18 protein-coding genes are annotated in these 17,325 nt (G+C 64.7%); 9 read left to right on the top strand and 9 right to left on the bottom strand.

Annotation, left to right across the window (positions count from 1 at the left end):
- Positions 1-1,008, bottom strand: a complete 1,008-nt coding sequence (locus IG169_RS13880) for a DUF7507 domain-containing protein (RefSeq protein ID WP_193176819.1) — start codon at positions 1,006-1,008, stop codon at positions 1-3.
- Positions 1,009-1,179: 171 nt separating this feature from the next.
- Positions 1,180-1,641 (bottom strand): iron-responsive transcriptional regulator RirA, encoded by a 462-nt coding sequence (gene rirA, locus IG169_RS13875; RefSeq protein WP_193176818.1) that lies wholly within the window; start codon positions 1,639-1,641, stop codon positions 1,180-1,182.
- 156 nt (positions 1,642-1,797) lie between these two features.
- Here rirA and IG169_RS13870 point away from each other — a divergent pair, with 156 nt between their 5' ends.
- Entirely contained in the window at positions 1,798-2,826 is a 1,029-nt protein-coding gene (locus IG169_RS13870; protein WP_193176817.1) for a Fe(3+) ABC transporter substrate-binding protein, read from the top strand.
- A 49-nt stretch (positions 2,827-2,875) separates the two neighbouring features.
- On the opposite strand, the gene IG169_RS13865 is transcribed toward IG169_RS13870, so the two are convergent.
- Complete coding sequence (locus tag IG169_RS13865; RefSeq protein WP_193176816.1) at positions 2,876-4,543, bottom strand: ABC transporter permease subunit; 1,668 nt, start codon at positions 4,541-4,543, stop codon at positions 2,876-2,878.
- Positions 4,544-4,730: 187 nt separating this feature from the next.
- On the opposite strand from IG169_RS13865, the gene IG169_RS13860 reads away from it, so the two are divergent.
- Both IG169_RS13860 and IG169_RS13855 read left to right on the top strand, forming a co-directional pair.
- Positions 4,731-5,882, top strand: a complete 1,152-nt coding sequence (locus IG169_RS13860) for an aromatic ring-hydroxylating oxygenase subunit alpha (protein ID WP_193176815.1) — start codon at positions 4,731-4,733, stop codon at positions 5,880-5,882.
- A 5-nt stretch (positions 5,883-5,887) separates the two neighbouring features.
- Positions 5,888-6,136, top strand: coding sequence for a hypothetical protein (locus tag IG169_RS13855; protein ID WP_210326017.1), 249 nt, complete (start codon positions 5,888-5,890; stop codon positions 6,134-6,136).
- A gap of 10 nt (positions 6,137-6,146) precedes the next feature.
- Here the strand turns inward: IG169_RS13855 and IG169_RS13850 are convergent, their stop codons facing one another.
- The 3 genes from IG169_RS13850 to phnX form a co-directional block, all read right to left on the bottom strand.
- Positions 6,147-6,854, bottom strand: coding sequence for a DUF1045 domain-containing protein (locus tag IG169_RS13850; RefSeq protein WP_193176814.1), 708 nt, complete (start codon positions 6,852-6,854; stop codon positions 6,147-6,149).
- 158 nt (positions 6,855-7,012) lie between these two features.
- Positions 7,013-7,525 (bottom strand): hypothetical protein, encoded by a 513-nt coding sequence (locus tag IG169_RS13845; RefSeq protein WP_193176813.1) that lies wholly within the window; start codon positions 7,523-7,525, stop codon positions 7,013-7,015.
- Between the two features lie 123 nt (positions 7,526-7,648).
- Positions 7,649-8,503: a phosphonoacetaldehyde hydrolase gene (gene phnX, locus IG169_RS13840; protein WP_193176812.1), complete on the bottom strand. Its 855-nt coding sequence runs from the start codon at positions 8,501-8,503 to the stop codon at positions 7,649-7,651.
- A 195-nt stretch (positions 8,504-8,698) separates the two neighbouring features.
- On the opposite strand from phnX, the gene IG169_RS13835 reads away from it, so the two are divergent.
- On the top strand, positions 8,699-9,619 hold the full coding sequence (locus IG169_RS13835; RefSeq protein ID WP_193176811.1) for a sugar kinase: 921 nt from the start codon (positions 8,699-8,701) through the stop codon (positions 9,617-9,619).
- Between the two features lie 7 nt (positions 9,620-9,626).
- Here the strand turns inward: IG169_RS13835 and IG169_RS13830 are convergent, their stop codons facing one another.
- A complete protein-coding gene (locus tag IG169_RS13830; protein ID WP_193176810.1) occupies positions 9,627-10,628 on the bottom strand; it encodes an aldose epimerase family protein in 1,002 nt (333 codons plus the stop codon).
- Positions 10,629-10,839: 211 nt separating this feature from the next.
- On the opposite strand from IG169_RS13830, the gene IG169_RS13825 reads away from it, so the two are divergent.
- Genes IG169_RS13825 through IG169_RS13805 form a run of 5 tightly spaced genes read left to right on the top strand, consistent with a single transcriptional unit; the run spans position 10,840 to position 15,695 of the window.
- Positions 10,840-11,121: an acyl carrier protein gene (locus IG169_RS13825; protein ID WP_193176809.1), complete on the top strand. Its 282-nt coding sequence runs from the start codon at positions 10,840-10,842 to the stop codon at positions 11,119-11,121.
- A 41-nt stretch (positions 11,122-11,162) separates the two neighbouring features.
- A complete protein-coding gene (locus IG169_RS13820; protein ID WP_193176808.1) occupies positions 11,163-12,365 on the top strand; it encodes a beta-ketoacyl-ACP synthase in 1,203 nt (400 codons plus the stop codon).
- On the top strand, positions 12,362-13,642 hold the full coding sequence (locus IG169_RS13815; RefSeq protein ID WP_193176807.1) for a beta-ketoacyl-ACP synthase: 1,281 nt from the start codon (positions 12,362-12,364) through the stop codon (positions 13,640-13,642). Before IG169_RS13820 ends, IG169_RS13815 begins: the two co-directional genes overlap by 4 nt.
- 37 nt (positions 13,643-13,679) lie before the next feature.
- Positions 13,680-14,708 (top strand): zinc-binding dehydrogenase, encoded by a 1,029-nt coding sequence (locus tag IG169_RS13810; RefSeq protein WP_193176806.1) that lies wholly within the window; start codon positions 13,680-13,682, stop codon positions 14,706-14,708.
- 15 nt (positions 14,709-14,723) lie between these two features.
- Positions 14,724-15,695, top strand: coding sequence for a lipid A biosynthesis lauroyl acyltransferase (locus IG169_RS13805; RefSeq protein ID WP_193176805.1), 972 nt, complete (start codon positions 14,724-14,726; stop codon positions 15,693-15,695).
- Between the two features lie 33 nt (positions 15,696-15,728).
- On the opposite strand, the gene IG169_RS13800 is transcribed toward IG169_RS13805, so the two are convergent.
- Both IG169_RS13800 and IG169_RS13795 read right to left on the bottom strand, forming a co-directional pair.
- Entirely contained in the window at positions 15,729-16,151 is a 423-nt protein-coding gene (locus tag IG169_RS13800; RefSeq protein ID WP_428982250.1) for a L,D-transpeptidase, read from the bottom strand.
- 254 nt (positions 16,152-16,405) lie between these two features.
- On the bottom strand, positions 16,406-17,236 hold the full coding sequence (locus IG169_RS13795; RefSeq protein ID WP_193176803.1) for a hypothetical protein: 831 nt from the start codon (positions 17,234-17,236) through the stop codon (positions 16,406-16,408).
- Positions 17,237-17,325: the final 89 nt, after the last annotated feature.

The raw sequence follows: 17,325 nt of genomic DNA, 5'->3' as shown, positions 1-17,325 counted from the left end.
TTACTGCGCCTCGAATTCCGCCTGGGTGACGACGTGCTTGAAGGTGAAGGTGACCGCACCGCCGGCGCCGAGTACGTCCCATGTACCGTTCACGCTTTCGTCGGCGCTGACGCCGAGCGGATCGTCGACACTCTTCGTCTCGTCGAACGGCCCCTCGCTCGAATTCGTGACCTCGGATGAAGCCAGCGCCGTGCCCTCGTGCTCGTCGGTGATCGTGATGCCGTTGATCGCGACATTGCCGGTATTGGTGACCGTGTAGGTGTAGGTGACCAGGTCGCCCGCCTCGAGATCCTCGCCGGTATTGCCGTCGCCCTTGGCGATGGCGGCATCCTTGCGGATTTCGAGCCGCGGATTGGCGTCGACGTCCACCTTCGCGGCCACCGCCTCGGCGTTGACGGCGCCGGCGGCCACGGCGCCGCTTGCACCGATGCTTGCCGTGATGCCGCCTTCCGTGCCCGCGGCGCGGTAGACGTCATCGGCACTCAGCGTGTAGAGCGCCGTGAACAGCTGCGACCCGCCCGGTTCGATAACGGCCGATGCCGGCTCGAAGGCGGCAAGCGAGCCGGTTCCGGTCTCGCCATTCGCCAGGAATGCGGCATCCGCCGGGTGAACATTGCGCACCGTCACATTGCCGCTGTTGGTGACCGTCACCGAGAGCGAGACCGTGTCGCCGCCATCGGCGGCATCGCTTTCCCCGCCGCCCGTCACATCGAGCACGCCGACAGACGACACGCTCAGCGAAGCCTTGGCGGGTTCGACGTCGAGATTGAGTGTCGCCGCATCCGTCTGCACCATCTGTTCGCCATAGGTGCCGCTCGCCGTCGCCGTGTTGTCGATGGTCGCGTGGACGGGAACCGTCGCCGCGAAGGCGAAACCGGGCGCAAGCGCGAGCGCCAAGACCGGGTTGAGGCGCCGGACGATCCGCGCGCTTCTCGAACGGAACCCGTTTACAGGCGATATATGCGTCTTCGATTGGCGTGATTTCGCGTTTTCCGTTTTGCGGCTCATGGTGACAGGCCTCCGCTGCATGACTCGTTTACTGACAGGTATCGGCGCCGGCGGCAGTGCCGGACGATCGCGGAAATCATATTGCGTCGGCCTTCGGCGAGTCACGAAAAACATTGACGCGGCGCGCTTTTAGCCCGCCACGTTAAGATTCAACGCCGGATAAAGGGATGATCAGTGCGCGACGATCGGGACTTCGAGCGGATCGAGCCCGAGCAGCATGCCGATATTGTCGCTGGGGCGCGCGAGGTCGGCGATCGAGTATTTCGCAAGTACGCCGAAGAACGCGCCCAGCGCCTCGCGCAGCGCCGAAGAAAGCCGGCAGGTTTCCACCAGCGGACAACCCGTGTCGTCGCGGTCGAAACACTCGGCCATGCTGAAATTGTCCTCGGTCAGCCGGACCACGTCGAGAAGCGTGATGTCGGAGGCGTCGCGGCCGAGCCGGATGCCGCCATTGCGGCCGCGCACGGTCTCGATCAGCCCGCCTTCGGTCAGCGGCTGCAGGATCTTGAACAGGAACGGTTCCGACACGCCATAGGCCCGGGCGATCTCCGCCACCCGGCTTAGATGACCGGCATTGGCCGTGCAGTACATCAGGATGCGGACGGCATAGTTTGTCTGTTTGGTCAGGCGCATGAATCGTCTCCGTTCAGACCTATATAGCCGCTAGTTTGGAATCATTCCAGATAACCAAACCAAATTTGTCAACTTTTTTCTTGACAGTCCGGGGCGATTTTATCAGGTAAACATGAGCCTGACAGTCAGGTTAACAACGATAAACGGGAGCCATCCATGACCCTGCGCATGCGCGTCGTCACAGCCCTCCTCTCAGCGACTGTGGCGTTTCCGATTGTATCGGCGGCTCGCGCCGACGGCGAAGTCAATCTCTATTCGTCGCGCCACTACGACACGGACGAGCGGCTTTATTCCGATTTCGAGAAACAGACCGGCATCCAGGTCAACCGGATCGAGGGCAATGCCGACGAACTGATCGAACGTCTCAAGGCGGAAGGCAAGAACAGCCCCGCCGACGTGCTGATCACCGTCGATGCCGGCCGCATCTGGCGCGCCGCCGACGCCGGCCTGCTGTCGCCGGTCAACAGCGACTTCCTGGAAAAGCGCATTCCCGCGGCGCTGCGGCACCCGGACAATCTCTGGTTCGGCTTTTCGACCCGCGCCCGCATCATCTTTTACGCCAAGGACCGCGTGAAGGAGCCGCCGCAGACCTATGACGAACTCGCCGACCCGAAATACAAGGGCCAGATCTGCATCCGCTCCGGCCTCGACATCTACAACCTGTCCCTGCTCGCCTCGCGCATCGCCGAGGAAGGCCCCGAAAAGGCCAAGGCCTGGGCTGAGGGCCTGAAGAACAACCTCGCCCGCCAGCCGCAGGGCGGCGACATCGACCAGCTCGCCGGTATCGTTTCGGGCGAATGCGACATCGCCGTCGCCAACACCTATTATTTCGCCCGCACCCTGCATTCCCAGGTGGACGGCGTCAGCGGCCATACCGACGAGATCGGCTGGGTCTTCCCGGACCAGGACGGCCGCGGCGCGCATGTCAACGTTTCGGCGGCCGGCGTTCTCAAAAACGCGCCCAACCGAGAAAATGCGGTCAAGTTCCTCGAATATCTCGCCTCGGATTCGGCGCAGGAATATTTCGCGTCCGGCAACGACGAATATCCCGTCGTCGATGGCGTCGCCATGTCGGCGGCGGTCGTCAAGCTGGGCAAGTTCAAGCGCGACGACCTGAACCTCGCCGCGCTCGGCGAGTACCAGGCCGAGGCCCAGAACATCTTCAATGCGATCGGCTTCAGGTAATCGCGACACGCATCGCCGAAACGCAAAGCCCGGCTTCGGCCGGGCTTTTTCATGCCTCCAGCGGCACCAGCCCCTCGATCTCCACCGCCTCGCGGGTTTGCTGCGTACGCGCAATCGTCCGGCACAGGATGATGACCGGCAGCAGCCCGAAGGCGACGATCACCAGCGACGGCACCGCCGCCTGCGCCAGCCGCTCGTCGGAGGCCAGCCGGTGCGCCTGCACCGCCAGCGTGTCGAAATTGAACGGCCTGAGGATAAGCGTTGCCGGCAGTTCCTTCATCGTATCGACGAAAACGATCAGCAAGGCGGTCAGCAGGCTCGCCCGCATCAGCGGCAAATGCACTTTCAAAAGCATGTTGAGCGTGCCGGAACCGAGCGTGCGCGCCACCGCGTCGACATTCGGCCTGATCTGGCTGATGCCGGTATCGAAGGCCGACAAGGCGGCCGCCATGAAGCGCACGATATAGGTCATCACCAGAAGCGCGATGGAGCCGGTGAAGAGCAGCCCGGTCGAGATGTCGAAATGCGCGCGCATGAAGGCGTCGATCGTATTGTCGAGCCGCGCGAAGGGCACCAGCAACCCGACCGCGATGACGGAGCCCGGCAGCGCGTAGCCGATACCCGACAGGGTCTTGGTGATCATCGCCGCCTTGCCCGGCGCAAGCCGCATCCGGTAGCCAACGATCACGGCGCCGATCACCGTCAGTACCGCGGCGACGGAGGCCAGGATCAGGGAATTCTGGACGAAATCGAGATAGCGCGGCGCGAACGGGTTCTGCCCGGACCGCACCGCCATTTCGAGCAGCGTGACCAGCGGAATGACGAAGCCGGCCGCAACCGGAATCAGGCAGGCGAGGATCGCCGCCGCCGCCCGCCAGCCGGACAGAAAATGCGGGGTCATCGCCTCGATGCGGTTGCCCGCCTGGTGGTGTTTCGCCCCGCCGCGCTGCCTCGATTCGAGCGCGACCAGAAACAGCGCCGCCAGCATCAGGCAGAATGCGAGCTGCGAGGCGGCCGGACGGTCTCCCATCGAGAACCATGCCTGGTAGATGCCGGTGGCGAAGGTCTGCACGCCGAAATGCGCCACGGTGCCGAAGTCGGCGATGGCCTCCATCATGGCGAGGATCGTGCCGCCGGCGATTGCCGGCCGCGCGACCGGCAGGCTGACCCGGAAAAAGGCGCTCCAGGGTCCGTGTCCCATCGTGCGCGCCGCGAAATAGGCTGTGGGAGACTGCCGCAGGAACGCCGCCCGTGCCAGCAGAAAGACATAGGGATAGAGCACGAAGATCAGCATCAGCGCAGCGCCGCCGAGCGAGCGGATCTCGGGAAACCAGTAGTCGCGCGGTCCCCAGCCGGTGACGGCCCTCAGCGTCGATTGCACCGGCCCCGGATGATCGAGCAGGTCGGTATAGGCATAGGCCAGCACATAGGCCGGGAAGGCCAGCGGCAGCGCCAGCACGATTTCGAGGATGCGGCTGCCGGGAAAGCGGCACATCGTGACCAGCCAGGCCGCCCCCGTTCCCGTCGCCGCCGTGCCTATCCCGACATAGAAGGCAAGCTGCACCGTGTTCCAGATGTAACGCGGCAGGACCGTGTCCCACAGCCGGAACCACGTGTCGAACGTCCCGCCCGCCGCTGCAATGCCGACGGCGGCGATCGGGATGATGCACAGTCCCGCGCCGATCCATGCGAGGGTTTTGAGTGGAAAATGCGTCACAGAAGGCGCCAGGAGCCCGGTTTCGAAACGATAAGGAAAGTGGAGTATGACAAACAGGTTTTAACGTCAATCGCGTCACGGCGTCGCGAATGGACCTGCCGATTTCTCAAATCCGCATGGGCAAAGCGTCCCTGCCCGCTCAAAATCACTGTTACGGACAATCTGTCGACCCGGGTGGAGGCTCACGATGGAACAACGTTTGGTGGATGAGGATCTGGCGCGTGTCATGGAACCGGTCGCGACAGCGAACGGCCTGTCGAACCGGTATTACACCGACCGGCAATGTTTCGAGGCAGAAAAGGAGCGCGTCTTTTTCGACAACTGGGCGGCCATCGGCTTCGCCAAGGACGTGCCGGAAAATGGCGACGCCATGCCGCTCACCTTTCTCGGCCAGCCGCTGGTGGTCATTCGCGGCCGCGACGGCAAGCTGCGCGTCTTCCAGAACATCTGCCGCCATCGCGGCATGATCCTCGTCCGCGAGCCGGGCCGCATCCGCGGCGCCATCCGCTGTCCCTACCATTCCTGGTGCTACGACCTCGACGGCGCGCTCAAGGCGACGCCGCATGTCGGCGGTCCCGGCCACAACACCCACGCGGCGATCGACCGCGACGCGCTCGGCCTGATCGAGGTCCGGTCCCATGTCTGGCGCGACGTCGTCTTCGTCAATATTTCCGGCGACGCCCCGCCCTTCGAGGAAGCGCATGAAAAGATGCTCGCGCGCTGGCGCGAATTCGATCGCCCCCTGCTCCATTCCGGCGCCGATTCGAGCTTCAAACTCGAGGTCGCGACCAACTGGAAACTCGCCGTCGAGAATTATTGCGAGAGCTACCACCTGCCCTGGGTGCATCCCGGCCTGAACAGCTATTCGCGCCTCGAGGATCATTACCATATCGAGGAACCGGGTGCTTTTTCAGGCCAGGGAACGCTGGTTTACCGCCAGCTGCGCGGCGACGAGAATGAAACCTTCGCCGATGCGCCGGGGCTCGGCGAAAAATGGGACACGGCCGCCGAATATATCGCGCTTTATCCCAACGTTCTGTTCGGCGTGCACCGCGACCATTCCTTCGCCATCATCCTCGAACCGCGGGATAATGCCAGCACGGTCGAGCATGTCGAGATCTACTATCACGACGAGAGTTCCACCGGCCCCGAACGCGCCGCGCTGCGCGCGAAGAACACAGCGCAGTGGAGAGTCGTCTTCGAGGAGGACATCTTCGTGGTCGAGGGCATGCAGGAAGGACGCAACGCGGTCCATTTCGACGGCGGCCGCTTCTCGCCGGCCATGGACAGCCCGACGCACATGTTCCACCACTGGATCGCGACGCAGTTGGCGCGGTGACGTCGGTGATGCCGTTGCCGGGGCCCGCGCAGCCGCTCGACCGCCTCAATGGCGCGGTCATTGCCGCCCACGAGGCCGGTGACGGGATGCGCCTGGCCGGCCTCTACGGCGAAGCCGCGGACCGGTTCGCGGAAGACGGCGACATCGCCTCGGCCTGTTTCTTCTATACCCAGGCCTATATTTTCGCGCTGGAACAGGGTGCGCCCGAGGCCGAGCGCTACGCGGCCGTCTTGCGGCGCCACGGCCGCCTCTGAACGTCCGGCCTCAGGCGAAGCGGCGTTTGCCGCCAGCGGCGATCGGAAACAGCGAATGCACCTCGAACGGGGCCCCCTGCTCGCGTTCGATGAAGACCGCGAGGTGGTCGATCACCAGCGGCTCGCCGATCACGGCATGGAAATGCCGGTCGAGCGCGGCCTCGAGGCGCGGACGGTCGGCGGGCTCGACATGGCCCGTCAGCGTCATGTGAAAACGGAAATCGTCGAAAACGTAGGGGTAACCCCAGTTCTGCAGGTTGCGCAGCTGCGATGTCGACATTTTTTCCGGGTCGCGGCGCTCGAACTCCTTTTCGCTCAGCGGCGCGCGCAGCTTGTCGAACACGGCGACCACCTGCCCCGCGAACTCGTTCAGCGCCCGGTTCGGTTCTTCCGGAACGATCGCGAAGAACCCGCCCAACCGCGCCACCGTCACTTTCGGGACGACGACTGGCTCGGCCTCGCGGCTGAATTTCTCGGCCATGTCCAGCAATTCGGCCTCGCCGACGCCGTCGGCCAGCCGGAACGGCGCCTTCAACGTCCCGTGAAATCCGTAGCGGCGCGGCACCGCCGTGAAATATGCGATTTCCCCGAGCGCCAGTCCGGTGCGCTCGGCATGCGGCAGCGTCAGGCCGGAAAACGCGTCGCGCCCAAGCCAGCTCGATGCGGCGCGCGTCAGCGGATGGTCGCGGGGCGGCGTGTAGTAAATAGCATAGCGCATGGGGCGAATCAGCCTCCTGAAACAGGTTCAACCCTGCTACGCTTTGCTTGTGACAACCATGCGAAACCGGCGGAAAAAACCTTATCCGGCGTAATAAATATCCGGCACTGGCATCGCCGGAGGCTCCGGGCGCGGCAAAAGCCCGTCTTCGCGGGGCGCTAGTCACAGACCTGAAACTCGACCAGGCCGTCCCCCGATCCGAAGCGGGCCATGGTGTATTTCTCGATGTCGATCAGGTGGCCGTCTCCTCCGAGATTGGCCGTGCAACACCCGTCGCAATCCGCATCCGAGCACGCGTCGATCGCCTGTACGATTATCTCTCTGGTGCCCTGGCGCAGGCGCAGGGTCTTCATGCCAAGCCAGTCCCAGTCCTTCAGATGCACGGCCACGATATTGTGCTTCGCAACCCATTCTTCGGAATAGGTTCCGGAGCCTCCATAGAATTGCCCCGCCCAGGTGCAGCCGTTATTTTCTATGCATTCCGCACTGCCTGGCTCCGGATAGGATTCATAGTTGGTCAGGCGCGCGGAATGCCATTCCGGGCCGCAGGACCGGGAACCGGCATAGGCCGGATGCGCCAGGCAAAGGCACATGACCGCGGCCAAAATTGTAGCGATGCGACGGTGCCCCTGTTCGAGTCGGGTAGAACGGCGCTTCGGTAATATCTGCATCAAGCCTTCCAGCGTCTGGGCTGTCGCCGAAAAATGGCCGGATACCGCTTCGAATTGCAAGCCTTCAGTCGCAAGGGCCGAGACAGGACACACCCCGTTTTCCTCGTCCGTTCGTCGGGCGCGTCACGCCGCCGTTGGTTCGTATTCGAGCAATTCCGGGCGCTCGCCGTCGGCCAGCCTTTCATTGACGTCGTCGACGATGGCCGGGATCTCGGCGACCGATCCGACCACGTAATCGGCGCCTGCGTCGGTGAGCCGCTTGGCCGCCGCATTGGCGAGTTCGAGGCGTTCGCGCGCCGGCAGCGCCGCAAACGCCTCCTCGGTCAGCCCCATCTCGTTGCCGGTCTCACTGACGCCGACCGTCCATGCCCCCGCGGCCTTGCCTTCCATCAGGCCGGGCACCGTGTCGTCGACCTTGATGACCGACGAGGCCGGGTAGACACCGAGCAGCACCATGGCGTGATAGACGGCGAGCGGCGACGGCCGCGATTCCGGCACATCGTCGGCGCACACCACCGCGTCCGCCTCGAAGCCCTGCGCCCGCGCGACCGCGATCACATGCTCCATGATGTCGCGCGAATAGCCGGTCGTGGTTCCGATCGCGATGTCGCGCTCGCGCAGCGCCCGGCTCGCCTTGAGCGCGCCGGAAATCAGCTTGCCGCGTTCGCTGGCGACGTGGCGGTTCACGGCGCGATAGGCTTCATGCAGCAGGACGGCGTCCTTGTCCGCGAACGGCGCGCCGTCATGACCGTGCGCCCAGGCCTGCGCGACGCGGTCGCTCGCGCCGAGCATCCGGATATGTTCGAGTTTTCCCAGCCCCATGCCGGCGCGCACTTCCTCGACGGCGACGGGAGTCCCGGCCTCCTTGAACACACGCTGTATCGACAGGACGGGCGCCAGCGAGCCGAAGTCGACCAGCGTTCCGGCCCAATCGAAGATGACCGCCTTCACATGCATCCGGACCGACCAATGCCCCAATTCGGTTGCCTCCTATTCTACCGGGCCATGTGACAGTCATAAGACAGTTGAAAACAGCGGCGGAAGAACCCGCAAAATCGGGGAAATCCGGGCTTCACGAAATTTCCCCGTCACCGCTTTCTTGCCTCCGCCGCGAGGCCGTGCTGTATCCGGAGTCGAAGCGTTGTCCGTCTGTTTCAACCGCGAGCGCCGCCCATGACCCGAATCGTTTCCATCGGCGAATGCATGATCGAACTGTCCGGCCGCGACGGTGTGACGTGGCGGCAGGGCTTCGCAGGCGACACGCTGAACACGCTCTGGTATCTGCGCGCGCTCTCCCCGGAAACGACGGCAACCGACTATGTGAGCGCCTTCGGCGACGATCCGTTTTCGAGGGAGCAGATCGGTTTTCTGCGCGCCAACGGCATCGGCGTCGCCGCAAGCCCGGTCATCCACGGCAAGGCGCCGGGGCTCTATGCCATCACGCTTGACAGGAAGGGCGAGCGCTCCTTCACCTACTGGCGCGAAAATTCCGCCGCGCGCCTTCTGGCGGACGACCACGACGCGCTTGCCGCGAGCCTGTCGGGCGCCGGGCTGATCTATTTTTCCGGCATCACGCTGGCCATCCTCGACCCGCGCGCACGCGCCGATCTTCTGTCCATCGTCGAAGCGGCCCGCAACGCCGACGCGGCCGTCGCCTTCGATCCGAATTATCGGCCTCGGCTCTGGGCCAGCCGGGACGAGGCGCAATCCGCCATCGCCGAGGCCTATCGCGCCGCCACAATCGTGCTGCCGACATTCGACGACGAGCGGGCGCTTTTCGGCGACGCCACGCCGGAAAAAACCGTCGAGCGCATCCGCCATTTCGGTCCCGGCGAGATCGTCGTCAAATCCGGCGGCGGCGGCGCGCTGGTCGCCGTCGATCTCGCCAGCCATACCGTCGCGCCGCCGGAAGAAATCCAGCCGCTCGACACCACCGGCGCGGGCGACAGTTTCAACGGCGCCTATCTCGCCGCCCGCCTCGCCGGCCACCCGCCGGAAGACGCCGCCCTGTTCGCGCATCGGGTCGCCGGCCGGGTCATCCGCCACCACGGCGCGTTGATGCCGATGACCGAATTCGCGATCCTGCGCCCCTGAGCCGGCCTCAGCCGCGCCGGAACCGGTAGATTGTTTTCTGTTCGCGCGTTTCGCCGGGCCGGAGCACGGCGCTCGGATAGCCCGGACGGTTCGGCGCGTCCGGCCAGATCTGCGTTTCCAGGCACATCCCGGCGTGATGGCCATAGCGCCGCCCGTCAAGGCCCGACGGTTCGATCGCCATGCCCGGTGCGGTGAACCATTGCAGGCCGGGCTCCGTCGTCGCGACCGTCATCGACACGCCGGAGCGCGGCGCGTGCAGTCTCGCCACCTCGCGCATCGCGCCCCCGGTCTCCGCAAGGCAGAAATTGTGATCGTAGAAAGCGCCCGGATCGTAGGCGTCGATCCGCTTCATCCGGCGGAAATCGAACGCCGTGCCTTCGACGGGAGCCGGAGCCCCGAGCGGGATCAGCGTGTCGTCGACCGGAAGATAGCTGTCCGCCGCGATCATGATTTCGTGCCCGGTCGCCGGTGTCGCGCCGCCGTCATCGAGGTTGAAATAGCTGTGATGCGCCATCGCGCAGACCGTCGGCGCGTCGGTCACGGCCGTCAGCGTGACGCGGAATTCGCCCTCCCCGCCCAGTGCGTAGCGGCAGCGCGCGCTGAGCGCGCCGGGAAAGCCCATGTCGCCGTCGGCGCTGTCGAGACGCAGCACGACATGGCTGGCGCCGAGATCCTCGATGTCCCAGAGCAACTCCGAGAAGCCGCGCCTGCCGCCATGCAGGCAATGACCGTGGTCGTTTTGGTCGAGCCGGTATTCGACGCCGTCCAGCGAGAACCGGCCATTCGCGATGCGATTGGCGAAACGCCCGGCGATTGCGCCGAAATAGGGGGAAAACCGCTCGTAGTGGTCGAGACGGTCGAAACCGAGCACCAGCGGCGCGTCATAGCTTTCGAGGCGCAGGTCCTGCACCGCCGCGCCGCGCGTGATGACGCGGGCCGTCAGCCCGCCGCCGGCAAGCGTCACGCGGCGCACCGTTTCGCCGGATGACAGATATCCCCATTCTTCCATTCGGCTCCACCTTTCCGCAGCGACGGGGAATCACTAGGATACCCGTAAACGCGAGGCCATACCCGGTTTCGCGTCCTGGTTGCATTCCTCGCGCGACAACGGCCTTTTCCTTGGCGTACAAACACGCTAGAGAGCGCGCAACACGGTAATTGTTTGATTTGATGCACCGCCTGCCGACCGGGCGCCGTGCGAAGACATGAAGGACACAAGAGTGGCTACTACATTCGAAAAAGTCGCCGATATCATCGCGGACACCAGCGAAATCGAGCGCGACTCGATCACTCCCGAAAGCCACACGATTGACGACCTCGGCATCGACAGCCTCGATTTCCTGGATATCGTCTTTGCCATCGACAAGGAATTCGGCATCAAGATTCCGCTCGAGCAGTGGACCCAGGACGTCAATGACGGCAAGGTTGCCACCGAAGAATACTTTGTCCTCAAGAATCTTTGCGCCAAGATCGACGATCTTGTCGCAGCCAAAACGGCCTGAGCCTCCGGCCCGGCCGGCATGAACGGTTGATTGCCTCACTGATGTCCAGCCCCAACGACGTCGTCATTACAGGCATCGGCATCCTCTCCTCGCTCGGCGAGGGAGCGGAAGCCAACTGGAATGCGCTGCGCAATTTCGCCGGCCCGGTGCTCGAGCGCGAGCGTTTCGCGCCCTACACGGTCCATCCCCTGCCGGAAGTCGACTGGTCGCTGCAGATCGCCAAGCGCGGCGATCAGCGCCAGATGGAAGCCTGGCAACGCATCGGCACCTACACCGCCGGCCTCGCGCTGGAAGATGCCGGCATAAAGGGCGACGAGGCGCTGTGCGCCTCGATGGACATGATCGTGGCCGCTTCGGGCGGCGAACGCGACGTCGATGTCGACACCATGATCCTCAACAAGGTCGCGGAAGGCGTCGACGATGTCGGCGTCGCGATCAACGAGGTGCTGACGACCGAATTGCGCCCGACCCTCTTTCTCGCGCAGCTCTCCAACCTGCTCGCCGGCAACATTTCCATCGTCCACAAGGTGACCGGGTCCTCGCGCACCTTCATGGGCGAGGAAGGCTCCGGCATCTCGGCCGTGCAGACGGCGGCGGCGCGCATCCGCGCCGGCCAGAGCACGCACGCGCTCGTCGGCGGCGCCTACAATGCCGAACACCCCGACATGCTGCTCGGCTACGAACTCGGCCACTATCTCTCGCGCGGCGGCTGGGCGCCGGTCTGGGAGCGCGAACCGGTCGAGGGCGGCGGCATCGTCTCCGGCTCCGGCGGCGCCTTCCTGGTGCTGGAAAGCCGCGAACACGCCGAGGCGCGCAGCGCGAAAATTTATGGCGTCCTCGGCCCGGTCGCAGCCGACCAGGGTCCTGTCGGCTCGCCCGAAACCATGAAGCGCCTGGAACGGCTCGCCGCCGAGGCCGGCATCGCCGAGACAACAATGATCGTCTCCTCGGCCGCCGGCATCCATGCCCGCACCGCCGACGAAAAGGCGTTCCTTGCGGCGCATGCGCCCGGCATTCCGGTGCGCGGCGTCACCTCGGCGCTCGGCCACATGCGCGACGCGCAGTTCCCGATGGCCGTGGCTCTTGCCGCCCTGTCGCTCAGCCACGGCGAAACCATTCCGTCACTCGGCTCCGGTTTCGAGGCCGCGGCCGATGTCCCCGCCTCGATCGGCGTCCTGACACTCGGCTTCAACGCCGCCGAGGGCATGGCCGTCGTCACAAGGGCGCAAGGAGCCGGCGCATGAGCTACACCGATCACGCCGGACGGCCGATCATCGCCATCACCGGCGCAGGCGTCGTCTCCTCGCTCGGCGCCGGCAAGGACGACAACTGGGCCAGGCTGACCGCCGGCCAGTCCGGCATCCACCGCATCAAGCGTTTCCCGACCGAGCATCTGCGCACCACCATCGCCGGCACGGTCGATTTCATGACGCCGGTCGAGGCCGGTTCCGCCGCGCTCACCTATGCGCTCGCCGAAGCCGCCGCAGTCGAGGCGATCCGCGAATCCGGCCTGTCGGAAAAGGAATTTGGCGGCCCGCTTTTCCTCGCCGCTCCGCCGGTCGAACTGGAATGGTGGCAGCGCCTCAAGCTCGACGCGGACGGGCGCGAAGCCGGCGGCAAGGAACCGGGCTATGACCGCCTGCTGCTTGCAGCGCGCAACGGCAATCATCTCGATTTCTACCATTCGGCCCAGTTCGGCACCGTCGGCCAGAAGCTGCAGGAGCGGCTCGGCACGCGCGGCCTGCCGGTTACCCTGTCGACGGCCTGCGCCTCGGGCGCGACCGCGATCCAGCTCGGCGTCGAGGCAATTCGCCGCGGCGAGGCCGAGCGGGTGACTTCCGTCGGCACCGACGGTTCGGTGACTGCCGAGGCCCTGGTCCGCTTCTCGCTGCTGTCGGCGCTGTCGACCCAGAACGACGTTCCCGAAAAGGCCTCCAAGCCCTTCTCCAAGGATCGCGACGGCTTCGTCATGGCGGAAGGCGCTGGCGCCTTCGTCATGGAATCGCTGGAAAGCGCTCATGCCCGCGGCGCGACCGTGCTCGGCATCCTCGAAGGCTGCGGCGAATGCGCCGACGATTTCCACCGCACGCGCTCCAAGCCGGACGCCTCGCCGGCGATTGCCGCCGTGCGCGCCGCGCTTGCCGATGCCGGTGTGTCGACCGGCGACGTCGACTACGTTAACGCGCACGGCACCTCGACGCCGGAAAACGACAAGATGGAATATCTGTCGCTGTCGACCGTCTTCGGGGACGCCATCTCGTCGATCCCGATTTCGTCCAACAAGTCGATGATCGGCCACACGCTGACCGCCGCCGGCGCGATCGAGGCGGTGTTCTCGCTGCTCGCCATCCGCACCGGCACGCTGCCGCCGACGATCAATCACGCCAATCCCGACCCGGCGATCCCGCTCGATGTCGTTCCGAATGTGAAACGCGAGGCGAAGGTCGGCCGCGTGCTTTCCAACTCCTTCGGCTTCGGCGGACAGAACACCTGCCTTGTCATCGCGGCGGAACCCGCTTAAGCCCACTCCGATCCGATTACGCCGAGAAGGAACCGCCATGCGCGCCTTGCAGCTCGTGGAAGACCGCAAACTTGTTGAGGTGGACCTGCCGCCGCCGCCCCCGCCGGGCCTCGGCGAGGTGACGGTGCGCATCCGCATGGTCGCGCTGAACCATATCGACGTGTGGGGATGGCGCGGCATGGCCTTCGCCAAGCGCAAGATGCCGCTTGTCATCGGCGCGGAAGCCTCCGGCGAGGTCGAGACCGTCGGCCCCGGCGTATCCGGCCTGAAGCCCGGCCAGCTCGTTGCGATCTTCGGCGCGCAGACCTGCGGCCTGTGCGGCCCCTGCTCCGAGGGCCGCGACAATCTCTGCGAAAACGTCGCCGGCGTGCACGGCTTCCACCTCGACGGCTTCGCCCAGGAAAAGATCAATCTTCCCGCCCGCAACCTCGTGCCCGCCCCGCCCGGCGTCGATGCGACCGGTGCGGCGGTTGCCCCGATCACCTTCGGAACCGTCGAGCACATGCTGTTCGACAATGCGCAGCTGAAGCCCGGCGAGACCGTCCTCGTCCATGCCGGCGGGTCCGGCATCGGCTCGGCGGCGATCCAGCTTGCGAAAAAGATGGGCTGCACGGTGATCACCACCGTCGGCTCGGACGCCAAGATCGAGCCGGCGAAGGCGCTCGGCGCCGATCACGTCATCAACTACCGCGAGGACCGCTTCGAGGGCGTCGTGCGCAAGCTGACGAAGAAGAAGGGCGTCGATGTCGTCTTCGAGCATGTCGGCAAGGACACATGGGCCGGCTCCATGCTGTCACTGAAACGAGGCGGTCGTCTGGTCACCTGCGGCTCGACCTCCGGTGTATCCACGGACGTGAACCTGATGATGCTTTTTCAGCAGCAATTGCGCCTCATCGGCTCCTTTGGCTGCCGGATGCAGAACATGGCCGACGCGATGCAGAAGATGGCGCGCGGCATCGTCCATCCCGTGGTCGACACGGAAGTCGATTTCGACGGCATCGGCGACGCGCTGGCGCGCATGGAAACGCGCGACGTCTTCGGAAAGATCCTGCTGCGCGTCAGCTGACGGAACATATCCCCAATGCCCCAATCCCTCCTGCGCTTGTGGAAGAACGCCCGTCGGCTGCGCCTGTGGCTGATCGCGCAGCTGACCTTCGGGCTTCTCAGCCTCGCCCGGCTTCTGCCGGCCCGCACCGCGATCGAACTCGCCGCCGCCCTCGGACAGGCGCTCGGGCCGCTGACCTCGCGCCACAGAATAGCCCTCGACAATCTGCGCGCCGCCTTCCCCGAAAAGACCGAGGAGGAACGCAAGGAAATCGCGAGACGCATGTGGCGCAACATGTTCCGGCTCGGCGCCGAATACGTCTATCTGGAAAAGCTGTTCGACTTCGATCCCGACGCCGACGAGCCCGGCCTCGTCGAGGTCGAGGGCGAGGAAATCTTCCGTCGCCTGCATGCCGAGAACGCGTCCTGCATCTTCTTCACCGCCCATACCGGCAATTTCGAACTGCTGCCCGTCTGCGCGGCGACCTTCGGGCTCAATGTCACCGCCCTCTTCCGGCCGCCCAACAATCCCTATATCGCCAAGAAACTGCTGTCGGCGCGCCGCACCGCGATGGGCCACCTCGTCCCGTCCAAGGCGGGCGCGGCCTGGGGCCTCGCCAGGATGCTCGACGAAGGCGGCTCCGTCGGCATGCTCGTCGACCAGAAGTTCATCCGCGGTATCGCGGGAACCTTCTTCGGCCGGCCGGTCCAGACCAACCCGCTGCTACCCAAGCTCGCCCGCCAGTTCGACCGCCCGGTCCACCCGGCCCGCTGCGTACGTCTGCCGCAGGGCCGGTTCCGGCTGATCCTCGAGGAAGCCGTCGACCTGCCGCGTGACGACAAGGGCGAGATCGACGTCGAGGCCACCGCCCAGATGCTCAACGACATCGTCGAGCGCTGGGTGCGCGAATATCCCGATCAGTGGATGTGGTTTCACCGCCGCTGGGAGGTCAGACATCCTCCACGCAACACGAAGAAGAGCGCCGGGACGAAACCCGGCGCGGCATGACCGGCCGGACAGGCCGGCCGCAGTCCCAAACGATCAGTGCGTGATCACGACGCGCATATTGTCGGCGCCGACTTCCCGCGTCAGATCGTAGAGCTTGCGCGCATTGGCGGTGTCGAGGCGAACGCATCCATGCGACGCCGGACGGCCGAGCGATTTCACGTAATTTGTGCCGTGAATCGCGTAACCGCCATAAAAGAATATGGAATATGGCATCGGCGACATGTCGTATTTGCGCGAATACCACATCTTGTGCATGCGGGTCGGGCTCCACTGGCCGGTTGGCGTACGGTAGCCGCTACGCGCCGTCGAAACGCGCCATTTGTAGAGAACACGCCCGTTTTTCTTGACGGTCATGGTCTGTTTGGAAAGATCGACATGGGCGACGAGCCTGTTGGCCAGGCTGGCGGAAGTCCCGGAAATCAGAATGGCCGCGGCAAGGACGGCGCTTGCAAGAATGCGTATCACTCGACCTACTCCTCTACTCGACGACTGCCGCCCCACCACGTCACGGTAGCCCCACTTTTACCCCTTGGTCAAAATACATGAACGATTCAAACAAATCGTTACTTCGGCTGTTATACGCCTTGGCGCAGTTCGCGAATAACACCTCGTTTTGACGCCCCCGTGAAACATGAAAAAACCGCGGAGCATCAGCTCCGCGGTTTCAATTTCCGCTCTTGGCCTTACCCGGCCGGCGTGATCCGTCAGGATCAGTAGATGATGTAGTTCGGCTGGATCGTATCCATCGTGGCGCCGTTGCGGTCTTCGTCCAGCAGCGTCTTGCTGCCGAAGCTCAGCCGCGCACCGACGACAAACTTGTGCAGGCTGATATTGCTACCGCCGCTATTGGGCGTCAGATGATCGAACTGGTAGCGGCCGAAGACGGAGACCGGGCTGTTGTCGAAGCGGTAATCGGCTTCCGCAGCGGCCGTGAACACGTCGAGATCTCCGCCGCTAACGGACATGTTGCGATAACCGAGCTCGCCGTCGAACCGTATGTTCTCGCGGGCGAAATAACGGACCACGCCGCGCGCGCCCCAGATATCGTAACCGCTGTTTCCGTCAGTGAGCTGACCGTAATAGGTCTGTCCGTAGAGCGTGACATTGCCCATATAGACTTGGCCTTCCGGACCAATCAGGTAGCGGTAGACGTCATTCAGGCCGGACGAGCCGCCGAAGCCTTCCAGCGATGCGAAACCGCCGAGTGCATAGGCCGACGGATCGCGCCAATAGACGTGAACGGCGCCGCCATAGCTGGTGAGGTCGCTGCCGCTCGATTGCGACGAGAGCCCGTCGACCATGAGATCGCCCTGGGCATTCCAGCGCGCATTGAAGTTGCAGTTGGCACGGGCTGCGCCGCCATAGGCCCACGCATCCCCGCCGCCACCGTTACCGGTCAAATGCGTATCGCCGGCATAGGCCTCGATATGGCCCGAGCACGCATTGCCGGACGTCGTCGCAACCGGCGCCATCGTGTAGTCGGCGGCGTATGCGGGAGCGGAAATAGCGGCCATGGCCGCGGCGAGAATCAGTTTTTTCATGAAGAAGAGCTCCGGAGTTGGCGAATCGCGTTGTCGCCGTGGTCTTGATTTCGAGTCTCTTGATGCCCTGACGTTCCGATACGCCCCAA

The sequence above is a fragment of the Oricola nitratireducens genome (assembly GCF_014904745.1).
Classification (GTDB): Bacteria; Pseudomonadota; Alphaproteobacteria; order Rhizobiales; family Rhizobiaceae; genus Oricola; species Oricola nitratireducens.
Note: the sequence above shows the minus strand (reverse complement) of the source record. Positions and strands in the feature narration are given on the sequence as shown.